24 protein-coding genes and 1 pseudogene are annotated in these 22947 nt (G+C 41.8%); 17 read left to right on the top strand and 8 right to left on the bottom strand.

The window, feature by feature from the left end; all coding sequences use genetic code 11:
* Nucleotides 1-24: 24 nt before the first annotated feature.
* The 4 genes from BBG47_RS21925 (at nucleotide 25) to BBG47_RS21910 (ending at nucleotide 2345) form a co-directional block, all read left to right on the top strand.
* Complete coding sequence (locus BBG47_RS21925; RefSeq protein ID WP_065293500.1) at nucleotides 25-570, top strand: nucleotidyltransferase family protein; 546 nt, start codon at nucleotides 25-27, stop codon at nucleotides 568-570.
* Nucleotides 571-951: 381 nt separating this feature from the next.
* Nucleotides 952-1278 (top strand): hypothetical protein, encoded by a 327-nt coding sequence (locus BBG47_RS21920; RefSeq protein ID WP_065293506.1) that lies wholly within the window; start codon nucleotides 952-954, stop codon nucleotides 1276-1278.
* A 122-nt stretch (nucleotides 1279-1400) separates the two neighbouring features.
* Nucleotides 1401-1985: a hypothetical protein gene (locus tag BBG47_RS21915; protein WP_065293499.1), complete on the top strand. Its 585-nt coding sequence runs from the start codon at nucleotides 1401-1403 to the stop codon at nucleotides 1983-1985.
* Nucleotides 1986-1997: 12 nt separating this feature from the next.
* Complete coding sequence (locus tag BBG47_RS21910; RefSeq protein WP_065293498.1) at nucleotides 1998-2345, top strand: 3-deoxy-8-phosphooctulonate synthase; 348 nt, start codon at nucleotides 1998-2000, stop codon at nucleotides 2343-2345.
* A 182-nt stretch (nucleotides 2346-2527) separates the two neighbouring features.
* Here the strand turns inward: BBG47_RS21910 and BBG47_RS21905 are convergent, their stop codons facing one another.
* Nucleotides 2528-3550, bottom strand: coding sequence for an MBL fold metallo-hydrolase (locus BBG47_RS21905; RefSeq protein ID WP_065293497.1), 1023 nt, complete (start codon nucleotides 3548-3550; stop codon nucleotides 2528-2530).
* A gap of 165 nt (nucleotides 3551-3715) precedes the next feature.
* On the opposite strand from BBG47_RS21905, the gene BBG47_RS21900 reads away from it, so the two are divergent.
* Both BBG47_RS21900 and BBG47_RS21895 read left to right on the top strand, forming a co-directional pair.
* Nucleotides 3716-4726 (top strand): fumarylacetoacetate hydrolase family protein, encoded by a 1011-nt coding sequence (locus BBG47_RS21900; protein WP_065293496.1) that lies wholly within the window; start codon nucleotides 3716-3718, stop codon nucleotides 4724-4726.
* A 92-nt stretch (nucleotides 4727-4818) separates the two neighbouring features.
* Nucleotides 4819-5400, top strand: coding sequence for a TetR/AcrR family transcriptional regulator (locus BBG47_RS21895; protein WP_065293495.1), 582 nt, complete (start codon nucleotides 4819-4821; stop codon nucleotides 5398-5400).
* Between the two features lie 169 nt (nucleotides 5401-5569).
* Here BBG47_RS21895 and BBG47_RS21890 read toward each other — a convergent pair whose 3' ends face one another.
* Complete coding sequence (locus tag BBG47_RS21890; RefSeq protein WP_065293494.1) at nucleotides 5570-6136, bottom strand: GNAT family N-acetyltransferase; 567 nt, start codon at nucleotides 6134-6136, stop codon at nucleotides 5570-5572.
* A gap of 160 nt (nucleotides 6137-6296) precedes the next feature.
* Between BBG47_RS21890 and BBG47_RS30090 the strand changes: the two genes are divergently transcribed.
* The 6 genes from BBG47_RS30090 (at nucleotide 6297) to BBG47_RS21870 (ending at nucleotide 9739) form a co-directional block, all read left to right on the top strand.
* A complete protein-coding gene (locus tag BBG47_RS30090; protein ID WP_175400610.1) occupies nucleotides 6297-6434 on the top strand; it encodes a hypothetical protein in 138 nt (45 codons plus the stop codon).
* A gap of 77 nt (nucleotides 6435-6511) precedes the next feature.
* Nucleotides 6512-7426 (top strand): tetratricopeptide repeat protein, encoded by a 915-nt coding sequence (locus BBG47_RS21885; RefSeq protein WP_065293493.1) that lies wholly within the window; start codon nucleotides 6512-6514, stop codon nucleotides 7424-7426.
* 33 nt (nucleotides 7427-7459) lie between these two features.
* The gene (locus tag BBG47_RS31260; protein ID WP_368072458.1) at nucleotides 7460-7603 is read left to right on the top strand and encodes an IS3 family transposase; all 144 of its coding nucleotides are present in this window, start codon (nucleotides 7460-7462) and stop codon (nucleotides 7601-7603) included.
* A 114-nt stretch (nucleotides 7604-7717) separates the two neighbouring features.
* Nucleotides 7718-8644: a DUF1266 domain-containing protein gene (locus BBG47_RS21880; protein WP_175400609.1), complete on the top strand. Its 927-nt coding sequence runs from the start codon at nucleotides 7718-7720 to the stop codon at nucleotides 8642-8644.
* A gap of 230 nt (nucleotides 8645-8874) precedes the next feature.
* The gene (locus tag BBG47_RS21875) at nucleotides 8875-9132 is read left to right on the top strand and encodes a hypothetical protein (protein ID WP_021261728.1); all 258 of its coding nucleotides are present in this window, start codon (nucleotides 8875-8877) and stop codon (nucleotides 9130-9132) included.
* A gap of 25 nt (nucleotides 9133-9157) precedes the next feature.
* The gene (locus BBG47_RS21870; RefSeq protein ID WP_065293491.1) at nucleotides 9158-9739 is read left to right on the top strand and encodes a DinB family protein; all 582 of its coding nucleotides are present in this window, start codon (nucleotides 9158-9160) and stop codon (nucleotides 9737-9739) included.
* 120 nt (nucleotides 9740-9859) lie between these two features.
* On the opposite strand, the pseudogene BBG47_RS21865 reads toward BBG47_RS21870, so the two are convergent.
* A pseudogene (locus BBG47_RS21865) lies at nucleotides 9860-10722 on the bottom strand (IS110 family RNA-guided transposase).
* Nucleotides 10723-11228: 506 nt separating this feature from the next.
* Here BBG47_RS21865 and BBG47_RS21860 point away from each other — a divergent pair.
* The gene (locus tag BBG47_RS21860) at nucleotides 11229-12707 is read left to right on the top strand and encodes an alpha/beta hydrolase family protein (RefSeq protein WP_065293490.1); all 1479 of its coding nucleotides are present in this window, start codon (nucleotides 11229-11231) and stop codon (nucleotides 12705-12707) included.
* On the opposite strand, the gene BBG47_RS21855 is transcribed toward BBG47_RS21860, so the two are convergent.
* Nucleotides 12689-13663, bottom strand: a complete 975-nt coding sequence (locus BBG47_RS21855; RefSeq protein WP_065293489.1) for a MerR family transcriptional regulator — start codon at nucleotides 13661-13663, stop codon at nucleotides 12689-12691. The genes BBG47_RS21860 and BBG47_RS21855 overlap by 19 nt on opposite strands.
* A gap of 188 nt (nucleotides 13664-13851) precedes the next feature.
* Here BBG47_RS21855 and BBG47_RS21850 point away from each other — a divergent pair, with 188 nt between their 5' ends.
* Nucleotides 13852-14538 (top strand): MBL fold metallo-hydrolase, encoded by a 687-nt coding sequence (locus tag BBG47_RS21850; RefSeq protein ID WP_065293488.1) that lies wholly within the window; start codon nucleotides 13852-13854, stop codon nucleotides 14536-14538.
* Nucleotides 14539-15420: 882 nt separating this feature from the next.
* Nucleotides 15421-16275: a P-loop NTPase family protein gene (locus BBG47_RS21840; protein ID WP_065293487.1), complete on the top strand. Its 855-nt coding sequence runs from the start codon at nucleotides 15421-15423 to the stop codon at nucleotides 16273-16275.
* A 120-nt stretch (nucleotides 16276-16395) separates the two neighbouring features.
* Here the strand turns inward: BBG47_RS21840 and BBG47_RS21835 are convergent, their stop codons facing one another.
* From BBG47_RS21835 to BBG47_RS21825, 3 genes are all read right to left on the bottom strand, one after another.
* Nucleotides 16396-17028 (bottom strand): hypothetical protein, encoded by a 633-nt coding sequence (locus tag BBG47_RS21835; protein WP_065293486.1) that lies wholly within the window; start codon nucleotides 17026-17028, stop codon nucleotides 16396-16398.
* A gap of 159 nt (nucleotides 17029-17187) precedes the next feature.
* Nucleotides 17188-18489 carry a sensor histidine kinase gene (locus BBG47_RS21830; RefSeq protein ID WP_065293485.1) on the bottom strand — a complete coding sequence of 434 codons (1302 nt, stop codon included), beginning with the start codon at nucleotides 18487-18489 and terminating at the stop codon, nucleotides 17188-17190.
* Nucleotides 18486-19196 (bottom strand): LytR/AlgR family response regulator transcription factor, encoded by a 711-nt coding sequence (locus BBG47_RS21825; RefSeq protein WP_065293484.1) that lies wholly within the window; start codon nucleotides 19194-19196, stop codon nucleotides 18486-18488. The genes BBG47_RS21830 and BBG47_RS21825 overlap by 4 nt, the downstream gene beginning before the upstream one ends.
* 195 nt (nucleotides 19197-19391) lie before the next feature.
* On the opposite strand from BBG47_RS21825, the gene BBG47_RS21820 reads away from it, so the two are divergent.
* Nucleotides 19392-20783 carry a TraB/GumN family protein gene (locus BBG47_RS21820; protein ID WP_065293483.1) on the top strand — a complete coding sequence of 464 codons (1392 nt, stop codon included), beginning with the start codon at nucleotides 19392-19394 and terminating at the stop codon, nucleotides 20781-20783.
* 226 nt (nucleotides 20784-21009) lie between these two features.
* Here BBG47_RS21820 and BBG47_RS21815 read toward each other — a convergent pair whose 3' ends face one another.
* Nucleotides 21010-21600 carry a TetR/AcrR family transcriptional regulator gene (locus BBG47_RS21815; RefSeq protein ID WP_065293482.1) on the bottom strand — a complete coding sequence of 197 codons (591 nt, stop codon included), beginning with the start codon at nucleotides 21598-21600 and terminating at the stop codon, nucleotides 21010-21012.
* Nucleotides 21601-21697: 97 nt separating this feature from the next.
* Between BBG47_RS21815 and BBG47_RS21810 the strand changes: the two genes are divergently transcribed.
* Nucleotides 21698-22744: an alpha/beta hydrolase gene (locus tag BBG47_RS21810; RefSeq protein WP_065293481.1), complete on the top strand. Its 1047-nt coding sequence runs from the start codon at nucleotides 21698-21700 to the stop codon at nucleotides 22742-22744.
* Nucleotides 22745-22947: the final 203 nt, after the last annotated feature.

Genomic DNA, 22947 nt, shown 5'->3' with positions numbered 1-22947 from the left:
AATGGAAATGAGGGTTAGTAAAGAATGCTAGAGCAACGGCTGAAACAATATTTGCGTGAGCATGAAGCGTTCATGCGTGATTTGCGTATCGTTCAGGAGCTACAACTGCCGCAATGCTATATTGCGGCGGGATACATTCGCAACTATGTATGGGACAAGCTTCATGGGTTCGATAATCGCAGCAGACATAGTGATATTGATGTTGTGTATTTTGATCGCGATGATGTATCCGAGGAACGGGATTTTCGCTTGGAGCAGGCACTGATCCAGCAGACGGGCAATGAGAAATGGTCGGTCAAAAACCAAGCGAGGATGCACACTCATAATGGTGTGGAACCTTATTTATCTACATGGGATGCACTGTATCACTGGCCAGAAACGGCGACGGCTGTCGGTGCTCGTCTGGACGAACACGATCAATTGGATATTTGTGCACCGTATGGACTGGAAGATTTATTTCAGCTCGTCGTGAGAAGATGTCCACAGTTTCCGAATCACAGCTATTATGTGGAACGGGTTAGCAAGAAGAATTGGAAGGAACAGTGGCCGCTTATTACGATCATAGAATAAATGATTGAATATGGAATTTGTGGTGAACACGACTTCGAAATCGACGAACAGCAATACGGATTTTTCGAATAGTATCCGTCTTCTTAGCTTAATTACTGTCCGATGAAAATAGTAGACTGAAAAATAAAGTATTATACCGTGTTAATTGTAGTATCGTATATAGAGGATAGTTAGTTCATTATATGAGCTACTTTCCTCTATTTTTTGTTCAATAGAAATCTTAACAATAGCATTAACACTTTGTATAAATTATTTAATATATTGAGGAGAAAGGCTTTCGTTAGGGGGGGGTTGTGAGAGTACAAGAAGTAATTTTTAATGATAATAAAAAGAGATATAACGAAAATATCAGTAGTATCAAATAGAGATGGGAGCTTAAAGATGGCGAATAGAATTGTTGGGGACTTGGAAAATAAACTAATCATCTACGGGTACAGGAAGCCTCTGCGTTCGCATACTTATTTACCTTTTCTTCCTGAGGGAATAGTTGATGAATTTATAGATGCTACAGTGGTACGAGAGCACGCCAGTAAAGAACAAGAGATTTATCAAATTTATTACTGGATTGAAGGGGATGGAGAATTCATTTTTCGAATAATTGTCTCGTATCTCGAGGATTCAATCACCATCCTTGCAGATGATGCTAATATCGCGGTGCGTGCTTATAAGGCTCTTTGCGAAAGTTTGGCACGATGGAAGTTACATTGAAGCTAATGGGTAATGATAGTGAAGTTGAGCAAACTGCAGCAGCGGTCAGCTTTGTCATTGAAGTAACGGGCAGGATAGTTAAAATGTTATATTTTATAAAAGCAATGTAAAGGAGTGTTTTTTTGATTTCCAATAACATATATAAAAAAATCGTATCAAATGCTGAAATTCAAAATATCCTTTTGGAGTACTTTGATTTTGAAATGATTAAAGCAAGTAGAAATACGAAAGATTATTTCTTCATAATTGATTATCAAGCAACAGTTTTAGCCCAAGATGCATCTGGAGGGATTTTTGCTTTAATCGAAGATATTAAAGATTCACCAATTATATATGTTAGTTCCGAGGGACAAGCAGGTAAAGTCGGTGAAAGGTTTGAGGACTTTATCATTGTAATGGTCACTTGTCCATTCTGGAGAGATTTATTGAAATTCTCTGGAAATGGACAAGTGTCAGAAATGAGAAGGGCTCTACCATTCTTAAAAGATGAAATATTAGAGGACTTTCCAAATATTGAGGAATATAAAAATATGATTATTTCTGAATTATCCCTTTGGACAATTTCAGACCCAGTGCAATCGCTATATAATTCGATTGTTTCAGAACCTCAAATTCCTGTTTTTTCTATCGAAGGTGACAAATTTGATTCATTATTTAACTCATATGTAGTGACAGATAATCCTCACTGGAGAAACAAAGTTCAATAAGGGGGAGTATTAATGAAGAAGCGTGCTTATGAGGGATTTTCTTTAATTAAAGAAACAGAAACTGACGGTTTTATTTATGGTGAGATAACAGACCATCTTCATTATGACGATGATGTAGGTTGCTTGACAGGAGATGGATTTGTTCAAGCGCCAGATGGAAGTAGGGCAGGAGTAATCTGGCAGGTCGAGGATATTGTATCTGTTTCTGTATGTATAGAACCTGAGGAGGACAGATGGGGAGTTTATAATGTATGGTTTGACAGACCCATAAAATCGAATGCAGATATAGTTCATAATTTCCGAAAGGTGTTACCACTATTAAAAGAGGCATATCACGAAGCAACTGGTAAGAGAAATTAAACAGTAATGTTATCTGACTTTCTTAAAGTTAGGTCTTGATAAACTAGGAAAATAAAGTTATAGACTGGCATCGCTCCTTAAGCACCGATTTTAATTCCGTGGAACAATCCAAAAAAACGGCCGCTGTTCGCATCGTCTGCGACAGGGCCGATTTTTGTTTTTCGCAGACTAGCTTTAAATTGCTATTCTTGCCAAACACTCATAGGATCCCATGGCTTGATCTGATTTCCATATTTTCCGGCCAAAAAAGCTTTCATGTCTTCCAGTTTAGCAGGCACCTCGTTCCAAATTGGAAGGGGTGGTAACCCTCGTTTGCTTTTCAATAGGATGTCCACTGTAACATACAAGCGTTCTGGCTGAATCCAATGAAGGAAGCGGGAAATATCAATTTGCTTGGTTAGGGACAAGGCATCAATTTCGTCATTGTAATGCTTGTTGAACTCGCTGATCAGGTTCAGGAGGTAGTCTCTCTGCTCCTTCACGAAGTCCAGGCCGCAGATGGCGCCATGTCCTGGAACAACGATTTCGGGTTTCATTTCATCAATAATGCGATCAAGCACTTTAACCCAATTGAGGGTTCCCTCTTCGCTGTATGCCGTACAACCGTTAAACACGACATCGCCGCCGAACAGCACTTTTTCTTTTGGCATCCACAGCAGCAAGTCACTGTCAGAGTGGGCCGGAGCTACGTTGTATATCATAACTTCCGTATCGCCGAGACGGATGTTGATATCGTCCTTTATCTCAATATTCGGGAGCACCCATTCTACGCCTTCCAGGTCGAATCCTTCAAATTCCGCTGCAAAAAAACGCTCGCCCGAAGTCGATTCCGGAGAATCCTTTCCTCTTCTGATGACGCTGTCCATCCAGGCGATATTTTCGGTGAGACGCTCTCTAGACGCTTCCTTGTGCATAATAATGCAAGCATCTTCAAACACTTTGTTTCCCCAGGCATGGTCGCTGTTATAGTGCGAGTTCACCACATATGCGGGAGAGCTGCCGTTGCTTACTTCCATAAAAGCCTCCCGCATTTCCCGCGCATGGAACAAATCAAAGAACGTGTCATACACCAGCCCTTCACCCTTGTTGATGAACCCGGCATTGGCCCAACTGATGCCGCGATACGGCGAAATACCGGCAAAGACTCCATCTGCGACTTCAAAAAATTTAACGCGAGGTTTTTGGATAATACGTCCATACTTCATGAGAATTCTCCTTTGCGTATATGTTTTTGAGGTAAGGCATACTGACTATGTCTTTATAATAGAGAATGGAAAACAGAAATGCAAGCAAGTACTTGCATGCATTTATTCTATACTATATGATAATCGCAGAATAACATCACACTACATGGATGGAGGCGCTGCAACATGAAGCTAGTAACCTTTCAAACGAAGACATCTCAGGAACCTTTGTTTGGGCTTGTAATAAACAAGAAGTTTGTCGTGTCTTTTGCCGCAATTATGAATAAGCAGGGAACATTCTTTGATAGTCTTGAAAGTATGGATAGCTATCTTCATTATTTGCCGGCAAGTTATGATGCCGCTAAGGAAATGATGCAATATGCTATCGAACAGTCGCATCAATTCAATGAAAATGAAATTTGCCCGATTGCAGCAGTAAGACTGCTGCCGCCGGTTCCGAATCCGGCTGCGCTTATCGATTTCGGGCTGACACCAAGACATCTAAGAAATGCTGGTGTAAATCTGTTGGAAAGAGAATACACAGGGCCGGAAAGAGAAAAACTTAAACGGAAATTTGATGAAAAATTCCAGCGAGATCCGAATAAAGTAACTTTCAGTTATTATAAGTGTAATCATAATGCACTAATTGGCGATGGGGATACGATTCATTGGCCTTCGTACTCTTCCTACCTGGATATCGAGCCGGAGCTGGCCTTTGTTACAGGGAAGGGGAACTGCATTGCAGGTTATGTTATTTTTAACGACAGTACTGTCCGCGACGTACAGTGGCCGGATTTCCAGGCGCTGACCGGACCGACGCGCTGCAAAGATTTTGATCGCAGCAAAGGAATAGGGCCATTTCTAGTTACGCCGGATGAAATCGACAACCCGCTGGCACTGGATGTGGATGTACGCATCGGGGTGAGACTGCACTGGAAGGGAAGCACATCCGAGTATTCTGCACACCCTGCAAAAGTGATGGAGGAGGTTCTCAAAGTTTTCACGCCGCTCCCAGGCACGATAATAGGAATGGGAACGATACCGGATTGCTGCGCAATCGAGACCGAACAATGGTTGTTGCCCTCTGACCGAATCCAGATTACATTCGATAAATTAGGCACGCTCACGCAATTGGTGCCTGATCATGTCAAGATTACGGAACCAAGCCGCTGGGAACAAAGAAGCGATTTGCTGTAAATAAACGTTTATGAAAATGATGAACCCCGATCCTGCTGCATATGCAAAACTTGTAGTAGAATAGGTTTAACATCTGCAAAAGGAGAAATACAATGCATACTTCAGACAGAATCATTGAAGCTGCGACACGGCTCATCAAAAAGAACGGCTATCGGGGAGTAAGCACCAAAGCCATTGCAACGGAAGCTAAAGTCAATGAATCTACGATTTTCCGGCAATTTGGAAGCAAGCAAGGCGTATTGGAAGCCATCATTGAAAGACACTCGGATATCCCGCAATTTGAGAAGCTGTTAAAAGAGGACGCGACCGATAATCCTGAAGTCGATCTGCTGAATATAAGCCAGCAGTACCGTTTGTTTTTCCATAAAAATGCGGACATCATTTTGATTGGCATCCGTGACAAAGGAATGTTTCCCGAATTAGACAGAGTGCTGGCCGATCCGCCGGTAAAGCTGCACTCCTTACTGGTTGAATATTTTGAACGCCTGCAGAAGAAAAAAGTTATAGCCATACAGGATGAGCGTCTTGCCGCTATGTCTTTCCTCTCGATGTGCTACGGATTTCAGATGAGCGAGTTGATTCACGGGCAATATCAGACCCAACTAGTCACCGAGGAAGAGTTCTACAAGCACAGTGTCTCATTGTTTGTTAAAGGAATTTTGTCTCAGTCATAAGCTTTGTCGATTTCTTTAATGATAAGTCTATACTTATTATATCCACTCTTTCTATTGCAACCATTATTGTGATTCGTTAGTTCTTACCATACTAAGACTCTGTGGATGTTATTGAATTAACGGGAAACGATAGCTCAATAAAATAGCGGCAGTCTAAGACTGCCGCCGTTTACAGCTCGGTAATCGGGATGAAAGGTTCGGGCTTGTCTGTGTGATCGCCTATCATTTTCTCCATCCAGATCATATCGTACCACTGATCAAATTTGTAAGCGCATTTGGTGAAATGAGCTACCTTCTTATAGCCTAGATGGCTGTGGAATTTCTCGCTGCCGTTGTCCAAATATTCATTCGGCTCACATGGATAAGAGATACATGCGTTCACGTTAATAACATTCTGCCGCTTTAAGTCGTCCTCCAAAGCATAATACAGCTTCTTGCCTAGTCCAGCTCCGCGACAATCCTGCCGTAGATATACGCTTGTCTCAACTGACCAGTCATACGCAGCACGGCCTTTAAAGACAGATGCATATGCATATCCGCCGATTCTCTCGTTTTGAAGGATTACTAGATAGGGGTATCTTTGCAGCGTCTGCCGAATTCGACTTGCAAATTCTTGGACAGTTGGTACGGTATACTCGAAGGTGATCGCCGTATCGGTGACATAGGGAGCGTAGATGTGCAACAGCTCCTGCGCATCAGATTCATCTGCCATGCGAATGTAAATATCTTGGTTCATATACGCTCGCCTTTCTATTAATGTTGTCGCAATCTATGTGTTCATGATTTTAGCATAATTCTCAGTATCGTACATCATATTTGAAGCAATAACCGGAAGAGAGCCATTCCTTCGACCAAGCAATGACGGTAGTAGAGCTTTTGCTGGAGGGGTATTCGATATGATGATTTCCGCCGATTCTCTACTAGGGAGTCGGCCTGTCCTATATCCGATAGCTGCATTAGCAGCTCTTTTGGCAGTGACGGCCGTCTTTGTATGGGGAACAACCTTGTTATTCCGCCGTCGGCAAGCATGTTAGTGGTGACAGAGGATGTTGGCTAGGTCTTGAGGGCTGTTGAACAAGGAAAATGATGATTATAAAGGGGAAAACATTCGTTGAGTGCCAATCAAAAAGCTATTGAATATTTAGAAAGTAATGAATATGACAAATCTTTAGATCTTTTCCATGAAGCCGTAAGGGAATCACGTAATGTACAATCATTAAATAACCTTGCATGGATATATCTGCATGAAGAATGTGACAAGGAAACAGCCCTGATACTTATCAAAGAGGCTATTGAATTAAGTCCTTCATCTCATTTTCCTTACAATATTTTGGGGGAAATTTATGTTGAGAAGGAAATGTGGCAACAGGCCGCAGATGCCTTGAACCAATCTTTGATCATACACCCTTCAAATGAAGCTTATAACAATTTGGCTATTGCCAAATATCATCTTGGACAAATACAAGAAGCTTCAGACTTTTTCCTTCAATGTTCCCGAAATTCTGATTATGCAATGTACAGTCATGTTAAGTGCTTAATCGAGCTTGGGAGAAAAATAGAAGCGAAGAAGAAACTAGATGTATTTTCTGAAGATGATGATGATTTTGTCGGTGATGTAGAAGTTGCAGAGTTATATCTTGAATTAGGCTGTTTCAATGAGTCTATTTATTGGTTTGACAAAGGTTGGGAACAGTATTGGAAAACACCAGACTGGGTTAGTAGATTCGTATATGCTTTATGTAAAACCCAAAATGAAAATCGAGCTCGTGACATCTTGAATGAAGTAATTCAACAAAAAATTGAGGAAATAAAAGAAGCTCATGAAGATGATTGTGACGAGGATTGGACAGAAAGGGAGAAAGAAGAGCACATTAAGCAATTGCTTGATGAGAAAAAAGAATATGAGCATATGTTTGAGAAAATTTCATTAGGATTTATTCCCTCGATGGAATTTAACACTTCAATGAGCTCGGGCTGTTACTTGTTCGGATGTAAACGACACAATCACCCAGAGTACCAAGAATAAAAGGAAAAGTTGATTTGATGGGCTATCCACAAGATGATAGCCCATTTTTTGTTGATTATTAGCAATCCTCATTTTGGGCGGGGACATCCGTCGAATCTTCACCATCTGGAATTGGAGCTATACGATTATGTCAACTGGTTTAATAAACATCGAATTTACGAACGCTGGGATATCTGACGCCTGTTCCGTATCACCAAGAAGCCTTTAAAAAATCCTGTCTGAAATTTACTGTTGACAACCCAATATATATAATAAAGGAAAACAGGGTGTTTAAAAGGAGATGACGAATTGGTGAGTGTAATCAGCAAAGAGATATTTAAATTAGAGCGTAGAAGATTTTTTAAGAAACCTATTATTTTTATCGCCTACAATGACGGTTTCTATTTTCAAAATGTAAGTATTAAAGAAAAAGTAAACTTCGAGAATATAATTAATATTTTCATCGCAGAGCCTTACAGATTATGCGAAAAAAGATTTGTTATATTATTTAAAAGTGCCGATGGAGAAGAATGGAGATTAGATTTAACGAAGTCTTTATTAGGCAGGGGTGTAGAAAAGCTTGAAAAATTGTTTGAACAAGAATGGAGGCCACTATTAAGCAATAAAGAAACAAGTGAGACAATTAAATGGTTTAATGCGGCGTATGCTATTTTTGCTGTAGCAACATGGAGGGATTTGGGAGTGTTTGGCGGATTGGTTCCTACCGAAGGGGCTAAAGAAGATGAATTTTCTATTTTAGCAGCAGATTGGGGAATTGAATCCAGAGAAGAAGCAGATGAAGTTATGGAATTATTATTTTCCGGCAAGACGAATGTACAGTACATAGAAGAATTAAAAAAATCCAAAGAAGTAGCAGACCCATTTAGATATGAATTGTGTCATGTTATAAAAGAAAAAATGGGCGATAAAGGGGTTTTGGCTTGGGATTTAGTTAGACTTATCCATGTAGCTTCCATGTGCTATATTGCAGGTATCTATACGAAAGAAGAAGCATTGGATCTATGTTTACAAGCTGCAGAAATACTGCAAAGAGTTTATTCGAGTTTTGATGAAATGGGGCAAAGCTACTTGCTTGGATATAGTTTTTGGTCTAAAGAGGACTTGAATGGAAAAACGAATGATGCAAGAGAACGCAAAGATATTCATGAAATGTTATTAAAATTAGAAAACGGCCCATATAGCTTAGACTTTCATCTTCCATTGAAAAAAGACTGGTAATTATCGTGTGTACAAGCACGTTGGACAATACCATCAGACCTTTGGATTTTGTACGCGAATACATTGTTAAGTCGATGGTTAAATAAATGACTAAATCATAGGGAAATAATTATTCTGCGCAAAAACAGCCAGCGATTTCTTCGCTTTAAGTTGTAAAGCAGATAAATATTTGTCATTCAACTAACTGGTACTTTAGTATAACTATTGAGTATGTAAGGTGGACGGGGACAATGGATGATACATTTGTTTGGGGGATATTTGTAGCCGATAGTTCAAAGCCATTCCCTAATTTCTTTCCAGTTGGACTATTTACAACACGCGAATTAGCTATTAACCAAATTGAAGCCATGCCCAGAGATAATAATTATCAGCTACTTCGGATGCCGATAAATAAAGACTTTTCGTATTTCCATAAAAAGAGTGGAAAGTTAGTTGGAATGGATGCTATTCATCACGAACATTTTCATTATAAAGACGAGTCAAATTAATCATTAAGCTAACGGGCAGGATAATGTGGAAGAAAATAGAATATTATTAACTTTAGAGATTAAAAACTTAGGGGTCAAACAAAACAAACTTGGGGTGGTAATAATAACTAGTGTGAAGGAAGTTCTACTCGATCAACTGGCTGCTTGTCATGATGATGAGAGTTGGTTTAAATCGTCTAAAACAATTTTAGATGATATATCAGTTGCTGAAGCGATCTGGAAAACAGCAGGTCATCCACATTCCATCTGGGAGATCGCGAACCACCTCATTTTCTGGAACGAGATGTGGCTAACACGTTTTATTAATGATGAAATGTTTGAAAATGGAAATGTAAATAATAAAGAAACATTTGGGTTGGATCACCTAAAGATAAACGAAGAAAGTTGGTGTAAAACCATTCACCGATTAAGTAATGGCTTTTCCGATTGGCGTGACATTATTGCTAATTGTGAAGTGTCAAAACTAGAAGGTAGAATCCCTTCCTACTTCAATGCTCAGTGGTGGAACGTCGTTTCAAATTTGTGTATCCATAATGCGTATCATATTGGACAAATGATGTTTTTGAAAAAGATAGTAAGGCTTAACGAGACGAACGTGCAAGGGTAACTTTGTTCAACTATACCAGCTAATAGCTTGTCAAGATTACCAGTAAAGTGAACCTCAGTCATGTGGTATAGTGAAAAATAAGTATGACAAATAACCTTCCAATCCCTTTGTTTTGGAAGGTTATACCAACATGAAATGATTAAGCAGAACGGAATGTTTTTTACTTTTAAGGATGACATAAAGCCAATGAACCAGTTTATTCGCACATGCGATCAGAGCTACTTTATGAGGCTTCCCTTCGGCTCTCTTGCGATCATAGAAATCTTTAAGTCGCATATTACGAGAACGGATGAGTCCACACTGGACAGCCATAACTAACGCATAACGAAGTTGCCGGGAACCACGTTTGGTAATTCGATTCCGTGTTGCCGTAAACTTTCCTGAAGCGAATACACTTGGGTCAATGCCTGCAAAGGCTACTAGTTTCTTTGGATGATCAAAACGGTCGACTTCTCCAATTTCCGATAAAATTGTTGCCGCAATTTTATTACCAATACCGGGAATCGACTGGATTAAATCATATTCTTCAATTTCTTTAGCAAGAGCATCTATGTTCTCTTCCAATCGAGATAGATGCTCTTGGTACTGAATAATGAGTGAAATCAAAACTTTTAGATTGATCAAGTGACTAGAGTACATGGTTTGTTGAAAAACAGAAAAGCATCAGCAGCATCCGTCTTCACTTTACGAAGGTTGGACTTTCTAAGCCGATTTGAGATGAGTGGATTAATGACAATATACAAATAATGATGCTCCTCTAAGAACTGAACAACGGGACTTTGGTAATGACCAGGTGCTTCGAGAACTAGCAAAGGACGTAGTCCAGAAGCTTTTTCAACATTCTGAATAGCTTGAAGTAGCTTCGCCAGCCCTTCTTGGGTATGTTCGAATTGAAACGTCCCTTTGTACGGTTTACCTCGTTCTAAAAAGGATTGTCCATGGCTTTCATCTTTAGAAATATCCAGACCAATCACTGGATTCATTCAATTCACCTTCCTAAGTTAGTTTTACCGGCAGCCCCTGTGATTTCATCTTGTCGCTCCATAGCATCGCTTGTTATACGGGATCTCAAGTCCCAACCAGCCTCAATCATGGTCATGACAAGTAGGGGTGAACATTATAGCGCTCGGGATCAAGTCCCACGGGCAGGTACGTTCGACCCGGCTACCTCAATTCTCAAAGCTAATGAAAAAAGGATCAACCAGAAAGAACTGGTTGACCTTATAATACGAACGGGCAGTTTTGTTAAAAAGAAGGAATGAAATTCTGATGTGGAATATCATTTCCAAGTGGATTGTACTACATACTTTTGCAGCATTTACTAACTCAGTTTTACAAAAAGTAGACTACTTTCTTAAGCCGTATCCATGTTTAACTAAATAACAATGGGTTTATTACTAACCAAGAGTCTTGATTCTCCTCTAACAGGAGGTTTTATACTTGGATTCAGGCGGCAGCCAGAAGAGAAATCCAAGGAGGATTATAGATCATGAGATTAATTGAAATCGTGCTTGTCGTATTTAATGTACTGTTGATGGGGCGGTTAACCCTGGGGCGTCCCAAATCACAGCGCGAGTGGCTGATAGGCGGCGGCATATGTGCTGTTTTGCTGCTTGTCCATGCATTCGTGGAAGGATTGTGGTGGCCGATGATTCCGGTGTATCTGATCACACTATGGGCGATTGCGGGAGGAGCAAGACTTTTCTTCCGATCCGCAGCAAAATCATCAAGCAAGCCGCGGCGGCGATGGAAGACAGTACTCTTTGGGGGAGTTGCGGTGGTTTATGCTGCCGTGGCCATTGTTCTGCCGCTCCTGTTCCCTGTATTTTCTTTTGCGGAACCTACAGGCCCCTACGCCATAGGAACAGTGACCTACCATTGGACCGATTCTGCACGGGAAGAAAAGTTTACTGAAGCCTCCGGTGATTCCCGCGAATTAATGGTTCAAATCTGGTATCCGGCAAGTTCGGAGGCTACAGGGAAAGCGGCGCCATATTTATCTGATCCTGCTCCGTATGTAGAAGGACTGCATGAATTTTTGCAGCTGCCAGAGTTTTTATTCTCAGGGTTGAAGCTGGTCAACACCCATGCTATTGCAAATGCCGGGCTGGCGGATACGGAATCTAAATATCCCGTGCTTTTGTTCTCGCATGGATTTATGGGCTACAAGAATCAGAACACGTTTCAAGTCGAGCAATTGGCAAGCCACGGCTATATTGTCGTAGGGATTGAACATGCCTATAGCAGCGTGGCTTCCGTATTTCCAGACCAGCATGTGGTGAAGTTTGATTCGGAAGGCAAGACGGGCTATGAACAAATGAAGTATTCTTTTATGGACGGGCGAAATCAAGTCTGGGTGGAAGATGCGAAGTTTGTACTTGACCAAATCGAGGCATTGTCTGCGAATGACCCTGGCGGACTGTTTACCGGCCGGATCGATCTTGAACATGTGGGCATGTTCGGCCATTCCTTTGGGGGAGCCACGACGGTGCAAATGCTGCTGGACGATTCCAGAATACAAGCGGGTATTGATATGGATGGTGTGCTTTACGGTGAAAAGCGGATTCCTGCAGACGGCTTGAAGAAGCCTTTCCTGCTCATGAGTGCTGATGACACGTTAAAAGGGGTGGACCACACCGGCGATGCAGAGATTGCCGCACTGGGAACGGACAGGAAAGAGATTGCAGCCTACTATGATGAGCTGTTTGCCCGGTATGAGCCGGTAACCGCTGCCGGGAACTATTGGATGACTTTTAAGCACAGCAAACATATGAGTTTCTCGGACCTGTATCTGCTCACCCCCTTGTTTGAATGGATGGAAGGGGTGGACGTGCGCAGAACACATGAGCTGATTAACGAGTACACGCTTGATTTTTTTGACCATTATCTAAAAGGGCAGCCCTTGCAATATTTGGACCGTAACCTTGGAGACCATCCGGAGTATACACTTCAACAAGGAGCGGAATGAGCGTCCTCCTGTCTGAGTCTCCATTGTAATCCTTGCATCAGCAAGGCGTTGCCTCTTACAACGACGTCCCATTTGGAATTGAGATGCAGGCACAGTATATTGAAGCGTTCCATCCGTTCGGTAGGAGCATGAAGCATGGATTGAGCGTATTGGCGGAAAAAGGCGGCTTTATCGCTGAACTGTTCCGGACTCGCATACATCATCACAAAATCTTCAACAATAGTTTGTACAACAGCGCTGTCTGCTGATAATCTTTGTTGCAGGGCCGCTTCCACCCGGACCCGGAGGTTCTCCAGCGTTCTGATCCAGGCCGCAGCGGGAAAGCGGGGGTGCCTGACCATATTGAAAAAGGGCAGTTCGTAACGGACAAGATCCTCCATGTACTGCGAATCGTTCATAAGCGCTTGCAGTTCGTTCCAAGCTACGGTTTGCCCAGCTGTCACTTTAACTTCATTGACAATATATTTATTGAACAAATATAAAAAGGTATCCTGCCATTCGGACGGCAATTGGCCGAGCGCCTGTATTTCTTCTATTTTCTTGGAGATGAACCGCTTTCGCTTATCTGCACTCATGGACAAAGAGTCGACCAGCTCATTCATGTAATGCAGGGAAGTGCCTGTTGAATCATGCTCCTTGGCTTGGCGAAGAATCGAAATCATATTGGTCAGCGTACTGACCTGGGTCTCCAGCGCTTCAATCTGCCAGTTGAGTGCTGTAGTGAGCTGAATCTCTCCGTCCATTACTTGGCGGATCTCATCAATGCCGAAGTCCAGATAGCGCAGCGTTGTGATCAGCCGCAGCTGGGAAATATCTTCAGGAGTATATAACCGATGTCCGCCTTCACTGTGGCTCGATGGTTTCAATAGAGCAATGTCGTCATAATAACGGACGGTTTTAACGGTCGTGCCCAGCAGCTTGGCCACCTCGCCGATGGTTTTGGTATCTTTACGCAAGTGATCGCTCCTTCGGTTGGAATCATACGATGTTTGAAATTAATTGTACCGAAAGAAATAACGATTTTCAATTTGCTTGGTTTACCTGTTATTCACCCGTTGGATCAGGTTAATGATTAAAAATTTTTAAATGGTTAGAATACTCGGTAATCGAATGTTTCACAAATATGCAGTATGGAGGAATAAAAATGAAGATAATAGAAATACCAATTGAATTTGAATTTAATGGACAAAAAGAAACCATTTATCCTAGCTTAATTATATTGAATAATGAATTAACCTTGGTCGATACAGGGTATACAAATTTTTTAACTTTAGTTGAAAATGAAATTATAAAAAGTGGATATGAAATGAAGGATTTAAAGAATATAATCATTACTCACTATGATGATGATCATATAGGCTCCTTATATGACTTCAAAGAAAAGTATCCTTGGATTAACATTATAGCTAGTGAAATTGAATCAAAATACATTAGTGGTGAAATGAAGTCAGAGAGATTGGTTCAAGCCGAAGAAATGCTAGAAAATATGACAAATGAAGAAATCGAATTTGGTAAATGGTTTATACAGCAATTAAAGAATTTAAAGCATGTTTCAATTGATGAAAAGGTACATGATGGTGATATGATCCTAGATAACAAATGTAGAGTAGTAGCAACAGCAGGGCATACTTCAGGGCATATTTCATTATATTTTCCAAGTTTAAAAAGTGTAATTACTGGTGATGCAGCTGTTCATGAGAATCATGAATTGGTTATTGCTAATCCACACTTTTGTTTAAACGTTGAGAAAGCAGAACAGTCTTTGAGAGAGATTAAAAATCTTAAAGCTGAAGCTTACTATTGTTATCATGGTGGAAGATTCACTTTATAATTGGAGGTTAACCATATAAGCTCTCGAAATAAACAACATTATGCAAGGGTTGAATGAAGTTCGCTCCGGAGCAGTCCCTTGAAACCTTTTTAGGTAAGTAGAGGTTACCGGTATAACTGTTATTCATTTAAGTGAGAGCTTTTTTTATTAGTATTTTTAAAGGCTCTAATTTAGGGTGGTACCGCGGCTCCTCGTCTCTTTGGACGAGGGGCTTTTTGTATTCAATGAAGTAGATAATTGGTTAAATTTCAATGATCATCTCAATTTAACATAAGGCTCGGTAGCTCAGTCGGTAGTGCATAGGACTGAAAATCCTAGATTCTGTCCTGATCGATTATTCAAAGGCCTAACCTTCTTGTCTTCCACATTATCGCATGTGATACGGGATCAAAGCCCCAACTAGCTTAATCATGGTTTAACAAGTAGGGGGAATGAACGGAAGAGCACTCGGGATCCGAGTCCCACGGGCAGAAATGTTCGATCCCCAGCTACCTTAATCTTATGACCATACAAAAAGGAGGTCGACCAGAAAGTTCTGGTGACCTCATAATACGAATGGGTAGGCTTGTATGAAAAGCCCCTACTTGTATTTATCTATGCGTAATGTTAATCTGAACAATAGAGATGCAAACAAAGGAGCATTAAACCTTATCATGTGGATTACTCTGTAAAGATTAACAATTCGAAAAGATGCCTGTAATAGTGTCTAGACTATGTTATTTGGCATGCTTTTCTTTAATCTTACAGGGTATGCAGGGAAAGGTATATCATAAACCCATTCTGCGGATACCTGATGGTATCCGCTTTTATTTTCGCGGGAAACCGCATCTCTATTGATTCTTACCTGCTTATCCTCCTAATAACGAATGGAGGAACTATATTATGAGATCGAAGTTAGTCTTGATTGAAGGGTTGCCAGGATCCGGGAAAACAACAACTGCTGAACTAGTTCATGAAATTCTTACGGAAATGAACATTAAATCTCAGCTGTTTTTAGAAGGAAATATAGATCATCCTGCTGATTATGACGGAGTCGCCTTTTTTAAGGAAAATGAATTCGATGAATTATTGAGTACCCACGAACAGTTCAAAGATTTGTTGAGTAATCGTATGATTAAAGATGGTAACAATTACTTCCTAGAATATCGGAAAGTAAAAAACGAATACGATTCACGTTTTCCAGATGAATTGCTACATGCAGTTTTCAAAAATGATGTGTATGAATTGTCACTAGATCTGAACAGGAAACTGATAACAGAGAAATGGAAGAAGTTTACGGAGAGTGTTTTGAATGGTACAGACACCTTTGTTTTTGATTGTTGTTTTATACAAAATCCTGTAACTATGGGGATGATTAAATATGCTGCAAAGAAGGAAGACGTTATAAGTTATGTCAAAGAACTGGCAACAATTGTGGAGCAACTGAATCCATTGTTGATTTACGTAGAACAGAACGATCTTGAACATTCTTTCAGAAAGGCTGTAAAAGAAAGATCTCAAGAATGGTCAGAGGGATTTATAGAATATTATACAAGCCAAGGGTATGGAAAAAAGCAGAGTTACAAAGGGTTAGAAGGAACTCTGCAGGTTCTTAAGGCAAGAAGGGAATTAGAAGAAGAAATATTTAATGGCTTACATATAGCTAAGAAAAAAGTGGACAACTCTTCCTATCATATTAACGATTATAAGCAAGTTTTAGTGGGGATTTTATCAGAATATTTTGACGCAACAAACTAACGAGAATCTATTACACTAAACGGGACACGTTAACGCAATGGAACAGCGACAGTCTAGGACTTTATATTCTCGTCCTAAGCTGTCGCTGTTCCAGCTTCTCAGGTCAACATCGTTGTTCGTTTATTTATTGTCCGCCTCTGCCAGAGAGAGCAGATATTCAGCCACATTCGCAGGCACTTCAGAGTAGAATTTGCGGATGGGGGAAAGGGAAGGTAGAGGTTCCATTACCACATAGTATCCATCCTTATTTTTGTATAACGTGTTTCGGCTGGTTTCGTAAAGTTCCTCCGTATTGTTGCCAAACACCGTTTTCGTCTTTTCCGACCAAGTTACATAGACAAGCAAGTCCTTCGCATCTTCCGGGATGGAACGAAGGTATTTCCACCGCTCAATATGGAGGTTTTTTGTAAATTCGAAGATTTGCTTATTGTCTGTGATCGTATGCAATCGACTGCCATCGGTAATGGAGTGAACTTCTATTTTCTGTTTTTTTTGTGCCATACGATCCTTGACATCGTCCCATTCTATATTTTGCAGATCTTCCTCTTCCTCAATCTCTGTGGCGACTTCATCCCAGACAGCGTTTTGTACGGTCTCATTCACGAAATTGGCTGTATCTTCTAATTCCTCAAGACCTTGGACACTTTCTACAATCTGGTTTGTTATTATGCCTGATGAACAACCGCTCACAAGCAATGCTGCCGCCAGTCCGCCAATCAGGAGTATATTTTTCTTGTTATTTTTGTTACGCATCGTTTTCCCCCGTTCCTTTAATGCCAAACTGATAATCAATAACCTACAAGCAAAATCGTTCGCACACAAAAGAGTGCTGCAACCATTCAGATTGTAGCACTCGATCCCTTGGAGATTATGCACTTGTAAAAAATCGACGGGGTTTTTGTCAAAATTGGGTTACCTGTCATACAAAGCAATCCGAACTAGGAAAGAATGGTTTGAGCTTTCTACATCCATGGTGCCAAGTTCATCCACGGCTTTCTTCACGTTCTTTAATCCTAATCCATGGAAAAACGGTTCGTTCTTCGTAGACACAGGCAATCCGTTGTCCCATTTCTGAATGGGGCTCGCTGAATTCTCAATGCGGATGAATAGCGTGTGGTTGATGTAGGACAGGTTGATGCGAACCCAACGCTTCCCACACTGTAATTCCCTGCACGCCTCTCTCGCATTATCCATCAGATTCCCAACGATAATGACGGCTTGTTCAAATGACAGCTTTAAGCTAGAAGGTACATGAATATCTGTCTCGACGGATACGCCCTCGTGGAGCATTTCGGCGATTTTGATGTTCAATATGGAATCCAAGTATTGGTTCCCGGTTGAAATCACGGTTTCAATTTCTTTGAGCTGGCCGGATGCAGCGTTTAAAAAGCCAATGAGTTCGTTGTTGTTGTCCTGCTTTGCCGCCAGCTGCTCGGCAGTTCTGATATAATTCCCCATATCATGATGCAGTGCCCGGACCTGCTGATGGGCGGCCTCTAGTTCCTTGTAATACCTATGCTGTAATTGCACCTGCTGTTCCAGCATGGTGTTCTCCCGTTCTGTATGCATTAGAGTAGAGAATTTATCAAAAACCACAAACAGCGAAAGGTTAATGAACAAGAATATGAGACTAATTGGAATTTCAACGGTCAGCGAGTAGGGATCCTCCCTGTTGGAAATATAATATTCCATAACGCCTAGCGCTGCCGTACTGGCTACGGTAATGGCCATAAGTAAAAGCCAAAGATGAAAAGGGATAGACCACTGTTTCCCTTTGTCCGTTATTCGGATAAGTTCCAATAACAGATAAAAACCTACGTGACATAGAATAAGTGTTAGCCAAATGCTCTTATCTTCGATTGGTGTAACGATCAAATCGTATAATAGAAGCCAGAAATAAGATACCGTTAAAAGTATCCCGATATATAACACCTTTTTTTGGCGATTCGGCGGATAGCATAGCAAAAAGAACATACTGCATAGTACGGTGATGGGTGGAAGCGCCGCAGGGCGGAAGGGATTCAGAACCATTCGCAAACCGCATGTTATAGCCAGCATTGCAATAGCGGCTGCTGCATACAGCTTGATGTAATTGATCCGAGCCTCTCCAAACACTTTGTTAAAGAGACGCAGTATAAATAGAATCTCGATCATGCTAAGAACGACTTCAAGCCCAAAAATGATCGCATCGGTAGTTGTCTGAAAATAAGTCATGGATTGCCGCTTCTCCGTTCTATGAAGGACAGATGTGCTTGTTTCACCTCGTTCAGATAGCGCTTGCTGATCGGCAATTGCGCTTCGTTTTGCAAATGAATAGCCATTTTGTTAATGGAGCGGATGTACTCCATATTCACTAAGAATGAGGCGTGAATCCGGCAAAACAGATTCATATCCAGCCCAGACAGGATCTCCGCGATTTTTCCGTAAAACTCATAGGTATCTCGATTGGTATGGATAATTACCCTTCTTCCTGCCCCTTCAAAATAAAGAATGTCACTGCAGCGAAGCTGGTATTTGTCATGCCCGATCTGAAAAAAGAATAGCTGCTTCGACACTTTGATGTGTTCCGCAGCGTCCAGCAAGATGGGGGACAACTTTTGAGCAGTTACAGGCTTTCTTAAAAAGCGAAACGGCAAAACTTCAAAAACCTCATATACATATTCTTTATGGTCTGTGATAAAGATAATGATCGCATTTCGATCCTGCTCCCGGATAACCGAAGCAATTTCAATTCCATTTTGGCCAGGCATTTCAATATCAAGCAGATAAATATGATAATGTGACCCAGCCTGCAAGCATCTTAGCAAGTCAGCGCCACTATAAAACACATCGCTGGAAAATTCCATTCCGGACATGTTTGAAAGTAGATCCTCAATATCATTTGCAACATTTCTATCATTATCACATATTGCTATATTCATTACAGCCACTCCATTAAAAACCAGATAGCTTGATTTTATAATATTTTTAGGAAGCCTACAATTTTGTTACATACAGATATTTTATATTTTGTTTACAAATCTATTAGGATAACATTGCCTTTCACTAGGTTAAGCGCTATAATCGGTAGGGTTTGGAGATCTACACTACATATATGCTATAAAGGGGGAATCTTGGTGAAGACTAGCAAATGGGATAAGATCAAACGTAGTCTGGCCAGCGGTCTCGTTGCAGTAGTCGCAATGCTCGGATTTGTCATTCCGGCACAGGCGAATCAAGCGCCAGTCAAAGCTCCGCAAGTAAGTTCTTGGTCGATCAGCGTTCTGAATGAGGGAGAAAAGTACGGAATATTCCCACTGACGTGGTACACAGACGGTACTTTCCAACAGCCAATATCAACAGATAAGTTCCAAGCACTCTTGAAGGCAACTTCTGCGAAGCTGGATGCACTGGAATTAAAGAAAAAGAATACGTTCACAGCACCAGCAACCGAGAAAGTCATTACGAGAGAATCAGTAATCAATGCAGTATACGGGGTATTGGATCAATATGAAATGCCAGAATCGATGAACATCGGCACGGACGAGCCGGTTGCTTTCTTCCAGAAGAAAGGGATTGTTAACGGAACGGGCAAAGGCCTTGACCTAGACAAGCCAAGTACGGTTGAGCAAGCGGTTGTTATGGCAAGCCGTCTTGTAGAATACACGTATGATGCTGTTGACGGTGGAGCGAAGGGGCTTCTCTGGAAGGCAACGAAAGGTCAAAATACACTTTACTTGCTCGGATCGATTCATGTCGGCACTCCTGATATGTATCCGATGAAGAAGAGTGTGCGGGATGCTTTCAAGCAGGCAGATTCGTTGTGGGTTGAAGCTAACTTGCTAGGCAACAAAGATATGGACTACTTCACACAGTCGATGGCGTACACAGATGGTACAACATTGATGGATCATGTCTCGAAGGAAACGTATGCGAAGCTGCAAAAGGCATTAGAGCAAATGCAGCTGCCGAAGGATGTCTTTGACGGTTTCAAGCCGTGGGCCATATCGAATAGCCTTACGCTTGCTGGCATGACTGGTTCCGCAGAAGAGATGACGCAAGCTGCTGCACTTGGCATTGATTCCTACTTCATCAATTCAGCATTGCTTGCTGGCAAGCCAGTTCACGAACTGGAAGGCTTAAAGTTGCAAGCTGATATCTTCAATAAGGTTCCAGTTGCGACGCAAGAGAAGGAATTGAATGACGCATTGGATCACATGTTGACACCGACAGGCAAGCCGGATGAGTCTATGGAGCTGTTACAATCTTGGCAGAAGCTATGGGTGAAGGCGGATCTAGATCAGTTCACGAAATCCTTCATTAGCTCGGAAGAGATGACACAAACTGATTCGGCAAAGCGCTTGTTTGGCGAACGCGACAAGAACATGGCGAAGAAGCTAATGGAGCTGTTGGATAAAGAAGGATCCGCGACGCACTTTGTCGTTGTAGGTGCGGGCCATTACGTGATCCAAGATATGGTCGTTGATCAGTTGAAGGCGAACGGGTATCAAGTAGAATTCGTGAAATAGAATAGTGGAATAGAGAGGCTTATCCTTATGTCACTGACTGGTGGCGAGGATAGGCCTCTTTTTCTCGTAAGAGATATCGTTCCTCTAATTGAATCATTATCTTGAATTGTACTACGAGCAGAGAACGGAAAAAGACCGATTATTCACCCCAGGGGATGGATATCGATCTTTTACTATGCCCAACTCTGAACCCCGAAGTGAGTTCATTTTTCAATTATTTTGCCCATCAAGTACACAATGAATGAAGATGATCATTCAGAATTCGCTCAACACGCTCGGCTTGCAAGCGCTGCGGCTGAAGGATGAGGTGAAGGGCGAGCCCATCAAGTAGCGCATATAATTTCTCAATTTCCATTTCGTAGTCGAGATCTGGCTTGGCCAACTGCTTCTCCTGCAGCAGGTCTATCACGTATTTGGTAACATAATAAATCCCATCATTCAATTCATGACTTAAATGTTGCAGCTCGGAATGGGTGAGCGTCTTGGATGTAAACGACAGCCATGCTTCCATTTCGGTTCTTCGGTCTTCGTCGATAGGCATGAACTGCATCAGAAGCTGAAGCAGGCTGGGAAGTATTCGATCATCGAGCACAAGCGTGGATAAACGTTCCTCCACCTGCTCGCGAAAAATATTCATGCAAAAGGCAAATAGCTCAACTTGTGAAGAAAAATAATGACGCAAGGAACCAACAGATAAACCAGCTTCTACCGCAACCGTTCGAACGGTTGCATGATCAAGCCCCTCGCGCTGAATGACGCGAATAGCCGCTTCGGCAACAAGTCTTTTTCGTTTTTCATGATCAACAATTTTTGGCATGTCCCTATTATACACGCTTTACCGTTTTTATACAGCATGCTATACTTCTTTTTAATACAATGTATTAAATAAAAAGTGGAGAAGGAAGGGATACGGCATGCCGAGCGAGCTCATAAGCAACACGACCATAAGGAAGGCACGTTGGAAAAAAGGGTTATTGTTTTCTTTTTTGTTCCTCATCATTCTGATTGGTTCAGGATTTGTGTATGAAATGATTGCTTCGAAGCTCGGAGAGCAAGCCTTCCCTATGCAGGGCAAGCTTATTCAGATTGACTCTGGCAATTACCAGCTTCATCTGCAGCGTACTGGCGAGAGCCGGAAAGGTGTTCCTACCATCATCATGGAAGCAGGAAGCGGGGAGACGAGTTTATCTTGGGGGGACATTCCCGCACAGCTTGCCCCATTTGCCACTGTCGTGACGTATGATCGTGCAGGTTATGCCTGGAGTACGAAGGCGCGTACGGAACGAACAGGAGAACATATAGTGAGGGAACTGCATGAAGCACTCGACAAAGAGGGAATTAAGGGGCCTTACATCCTAGTTGGGCATTCCTTAGGCGGCATGTATGCGCGATTATTTGCTCAGACCTATCGGGAAGAAGTGACCGGGTTAGTGTTAATTGACGCTAGAACAGAGGATTACATGCGGGAAACAGCATCAATCTATGCGCAGGAAACCAATCAAGAAAGGCCATCCGCTTTCTTACTTGGACTTATGAAGAGCTCAGGCGTGCTGCGCCTGTTCCAAGATTCCTTGCTGGAAGGGCTGGTTGCAAAGGAAAAGCGTTCGCAGTTCATCAATGTGATTGCGAAGCCAAGCTATTTCGATGCCGTTGAGGAGGAAGTGAAGCTGCTTGGGAGCACGGAAGATGCAATTCGTGGACAGAAGCTGGGAGATATACCGGTAAGAGTGATTCCACGAGGGATTCCACACCCTTTCTCAAATGCAGGCATTTCAGAACAAGGCGCGAAGAAGCTTGAGGAAATCTGGCAGGCAGGCCAGCGGAGAATGCTGGACATTTCAATGAACAGCAAGCTAATTGTGGCGACGAAGAGCGGGCATATGGTCATCAATGATGAACCACAGCTGGTGGTGGACGTTACGAAGGAAGTTCTGTCATTGACTACCGCAACAAAAAACTAAGGATCACATGCAACGGTGTAGTTATGCTACAAGAGCTGGGATGGTTATAAACAAATCTCAACTGATGCTGATGTGTAGATGTGTAGTGTAGGGATATACAGCAGTGGACATACAAAAAGGTCAGGATACAGCGGATTGCTAGTTCCTGACCTTGATTGGTATGCAGCCAAGCTGCTGGTATCAGAGCTGGTATCAGAGCTGGT

This window comes from Paenibacillus sp. KS1 (assembly GCF_001680695.1).
GTDB classification, from domain to species: domain Bacteria; phylum Bacillota; class Bacilli; order Paenibacillales; family Paenibacillaceae; genus Paenibacillus_B; species Paenibacillus_B suaedae.
Note: the sequence above shows the minus strand (reverse complement) of the source record. Positions and strands in the feature narration are given on the sequence as shown.

Bases quoted from the DNA above. Each gene is read 5' to 3' on its own strand.
- BBG47_RS21925 (WP_065293500.1), top strand. From the start codon at position 25: ATGCTAGAGCAACGGCTGAAACAATATTTGCGTGAGCATGAAGCGTTC.
- BBG47_RS21920 (WP_065293506.1), top strand. From the start codon at position 952: ATGGCGAATAGAATTGTTGGGGACTTGGAAAATAAACTAATCATCTAC.
- BBG47_RS21910 (WP_065293498.1), top strand. From the start codon at position 1,998: ATGAAGAAGCGTGCTTATGAGGGATTTTCTTTAATTAAAGAAACAGAA.
- BBG47_RS21905 (WP_065293497.1), bottom strand. From the start codon at position 3,550: ATGAAGTATGGACGTATTATCCAAAAACCTCGCGTTAAATTTTTTGAA.
- BBG47_RS21900 (WP_065293496.1), top strand. From the start codon at position 3,716: ATGAAGCTAGTAACCTTTCAAACGAAGACATCTCAGGAACCTTTGTTT.
- BBG47_RS21895 (WP_065293495.1), top strand. From the start codon at position 4,819: ATGCATACTTCAGACAGAATCATTGAAGCTGCGACACGGCTCATCAAA.
- BBG47_RS21890 (WP_065293494.1), bottom strand. From the start codon at position 6,136: ATGAACCAAGATATTTACATTCGCATGGCAGATGAATCTGATGCGCAG.
- BBG47_RS30090 (WP_175400610.1), top strand. From the start codon at position 6,297: ATGATGATTTCCGCCGATTCTCTACTAGGGAGTCGGCCTGTCCTATAT.
- BBG47_RS31260 (WP_368072458.1), top strand. From the start codon at position 7,460: ATGATAGCCCATTTTTTGTTGATTATTAGCAATCCTCATTTTGGGCGG.
- BBG47_RS21875 (WP_021261728.1), top strand. From the start codon at position 8,875: ATGGATGATACATTTGTTTGGGGGATATTTGTAGCCGATAGTTCAAAG.
- BBG47_RS21860 (WP_065293490.1), top strand. From the start codon at position 11,229: ATGAGATTAATTGAAATCGTGCTTGTCGTATTTAATGTACTGTTGATG.
- BBG47_RS21850 (WP_065293488.1), top strand. From the start codon at position 13,852: ATGAAGATAATAGAAATACCAATTGAATTTGAATTTAATGGACAAAAA.
- BBG47_RS21840 (WP_065293487.1), top strand. From the start codon at position 15,421: ATGAGATCGAAGTTAGTCTTGATTGAAGGGTTGCCAGGATCCGGGAAA.
- BBG47_RS21835 (WP_065293486.1), bottom strand. From the start codon at position 17,028: ATGCGTAACAAAAATAACAAGAAAAATATACTCCTGATTGGCGGACTG.
- BBG47_RS21830 (WP_065293485.1), bottom strand. From the start codon at position 18,489: ATGACTTATTTTCAGACAACTACCGATGCGATCATTTTTGGGCTTGAA.
- BBG47_RS21825 (WP_065293484.1), bottom strand. From the start codon at position 19,196: ATGAATATAGCAATATGTGATAATGATAGAAATGTTGCAAATGATATT.
- BBG47_RS21815 (WP_065293482.1), bottom strand. From the start codon at position 21,600: ATGCCAAAAATTGTTGATCATGAAAAACGAAAAAGACTTGTTGCCGAA.
- BBG47_RS21810 (WP_065293481.1), top strand. From the start codon at position 21,698: ATGCCGAGCGAGCTCATAAGCAACACGACCATAAGGAAGGCACGTTGG.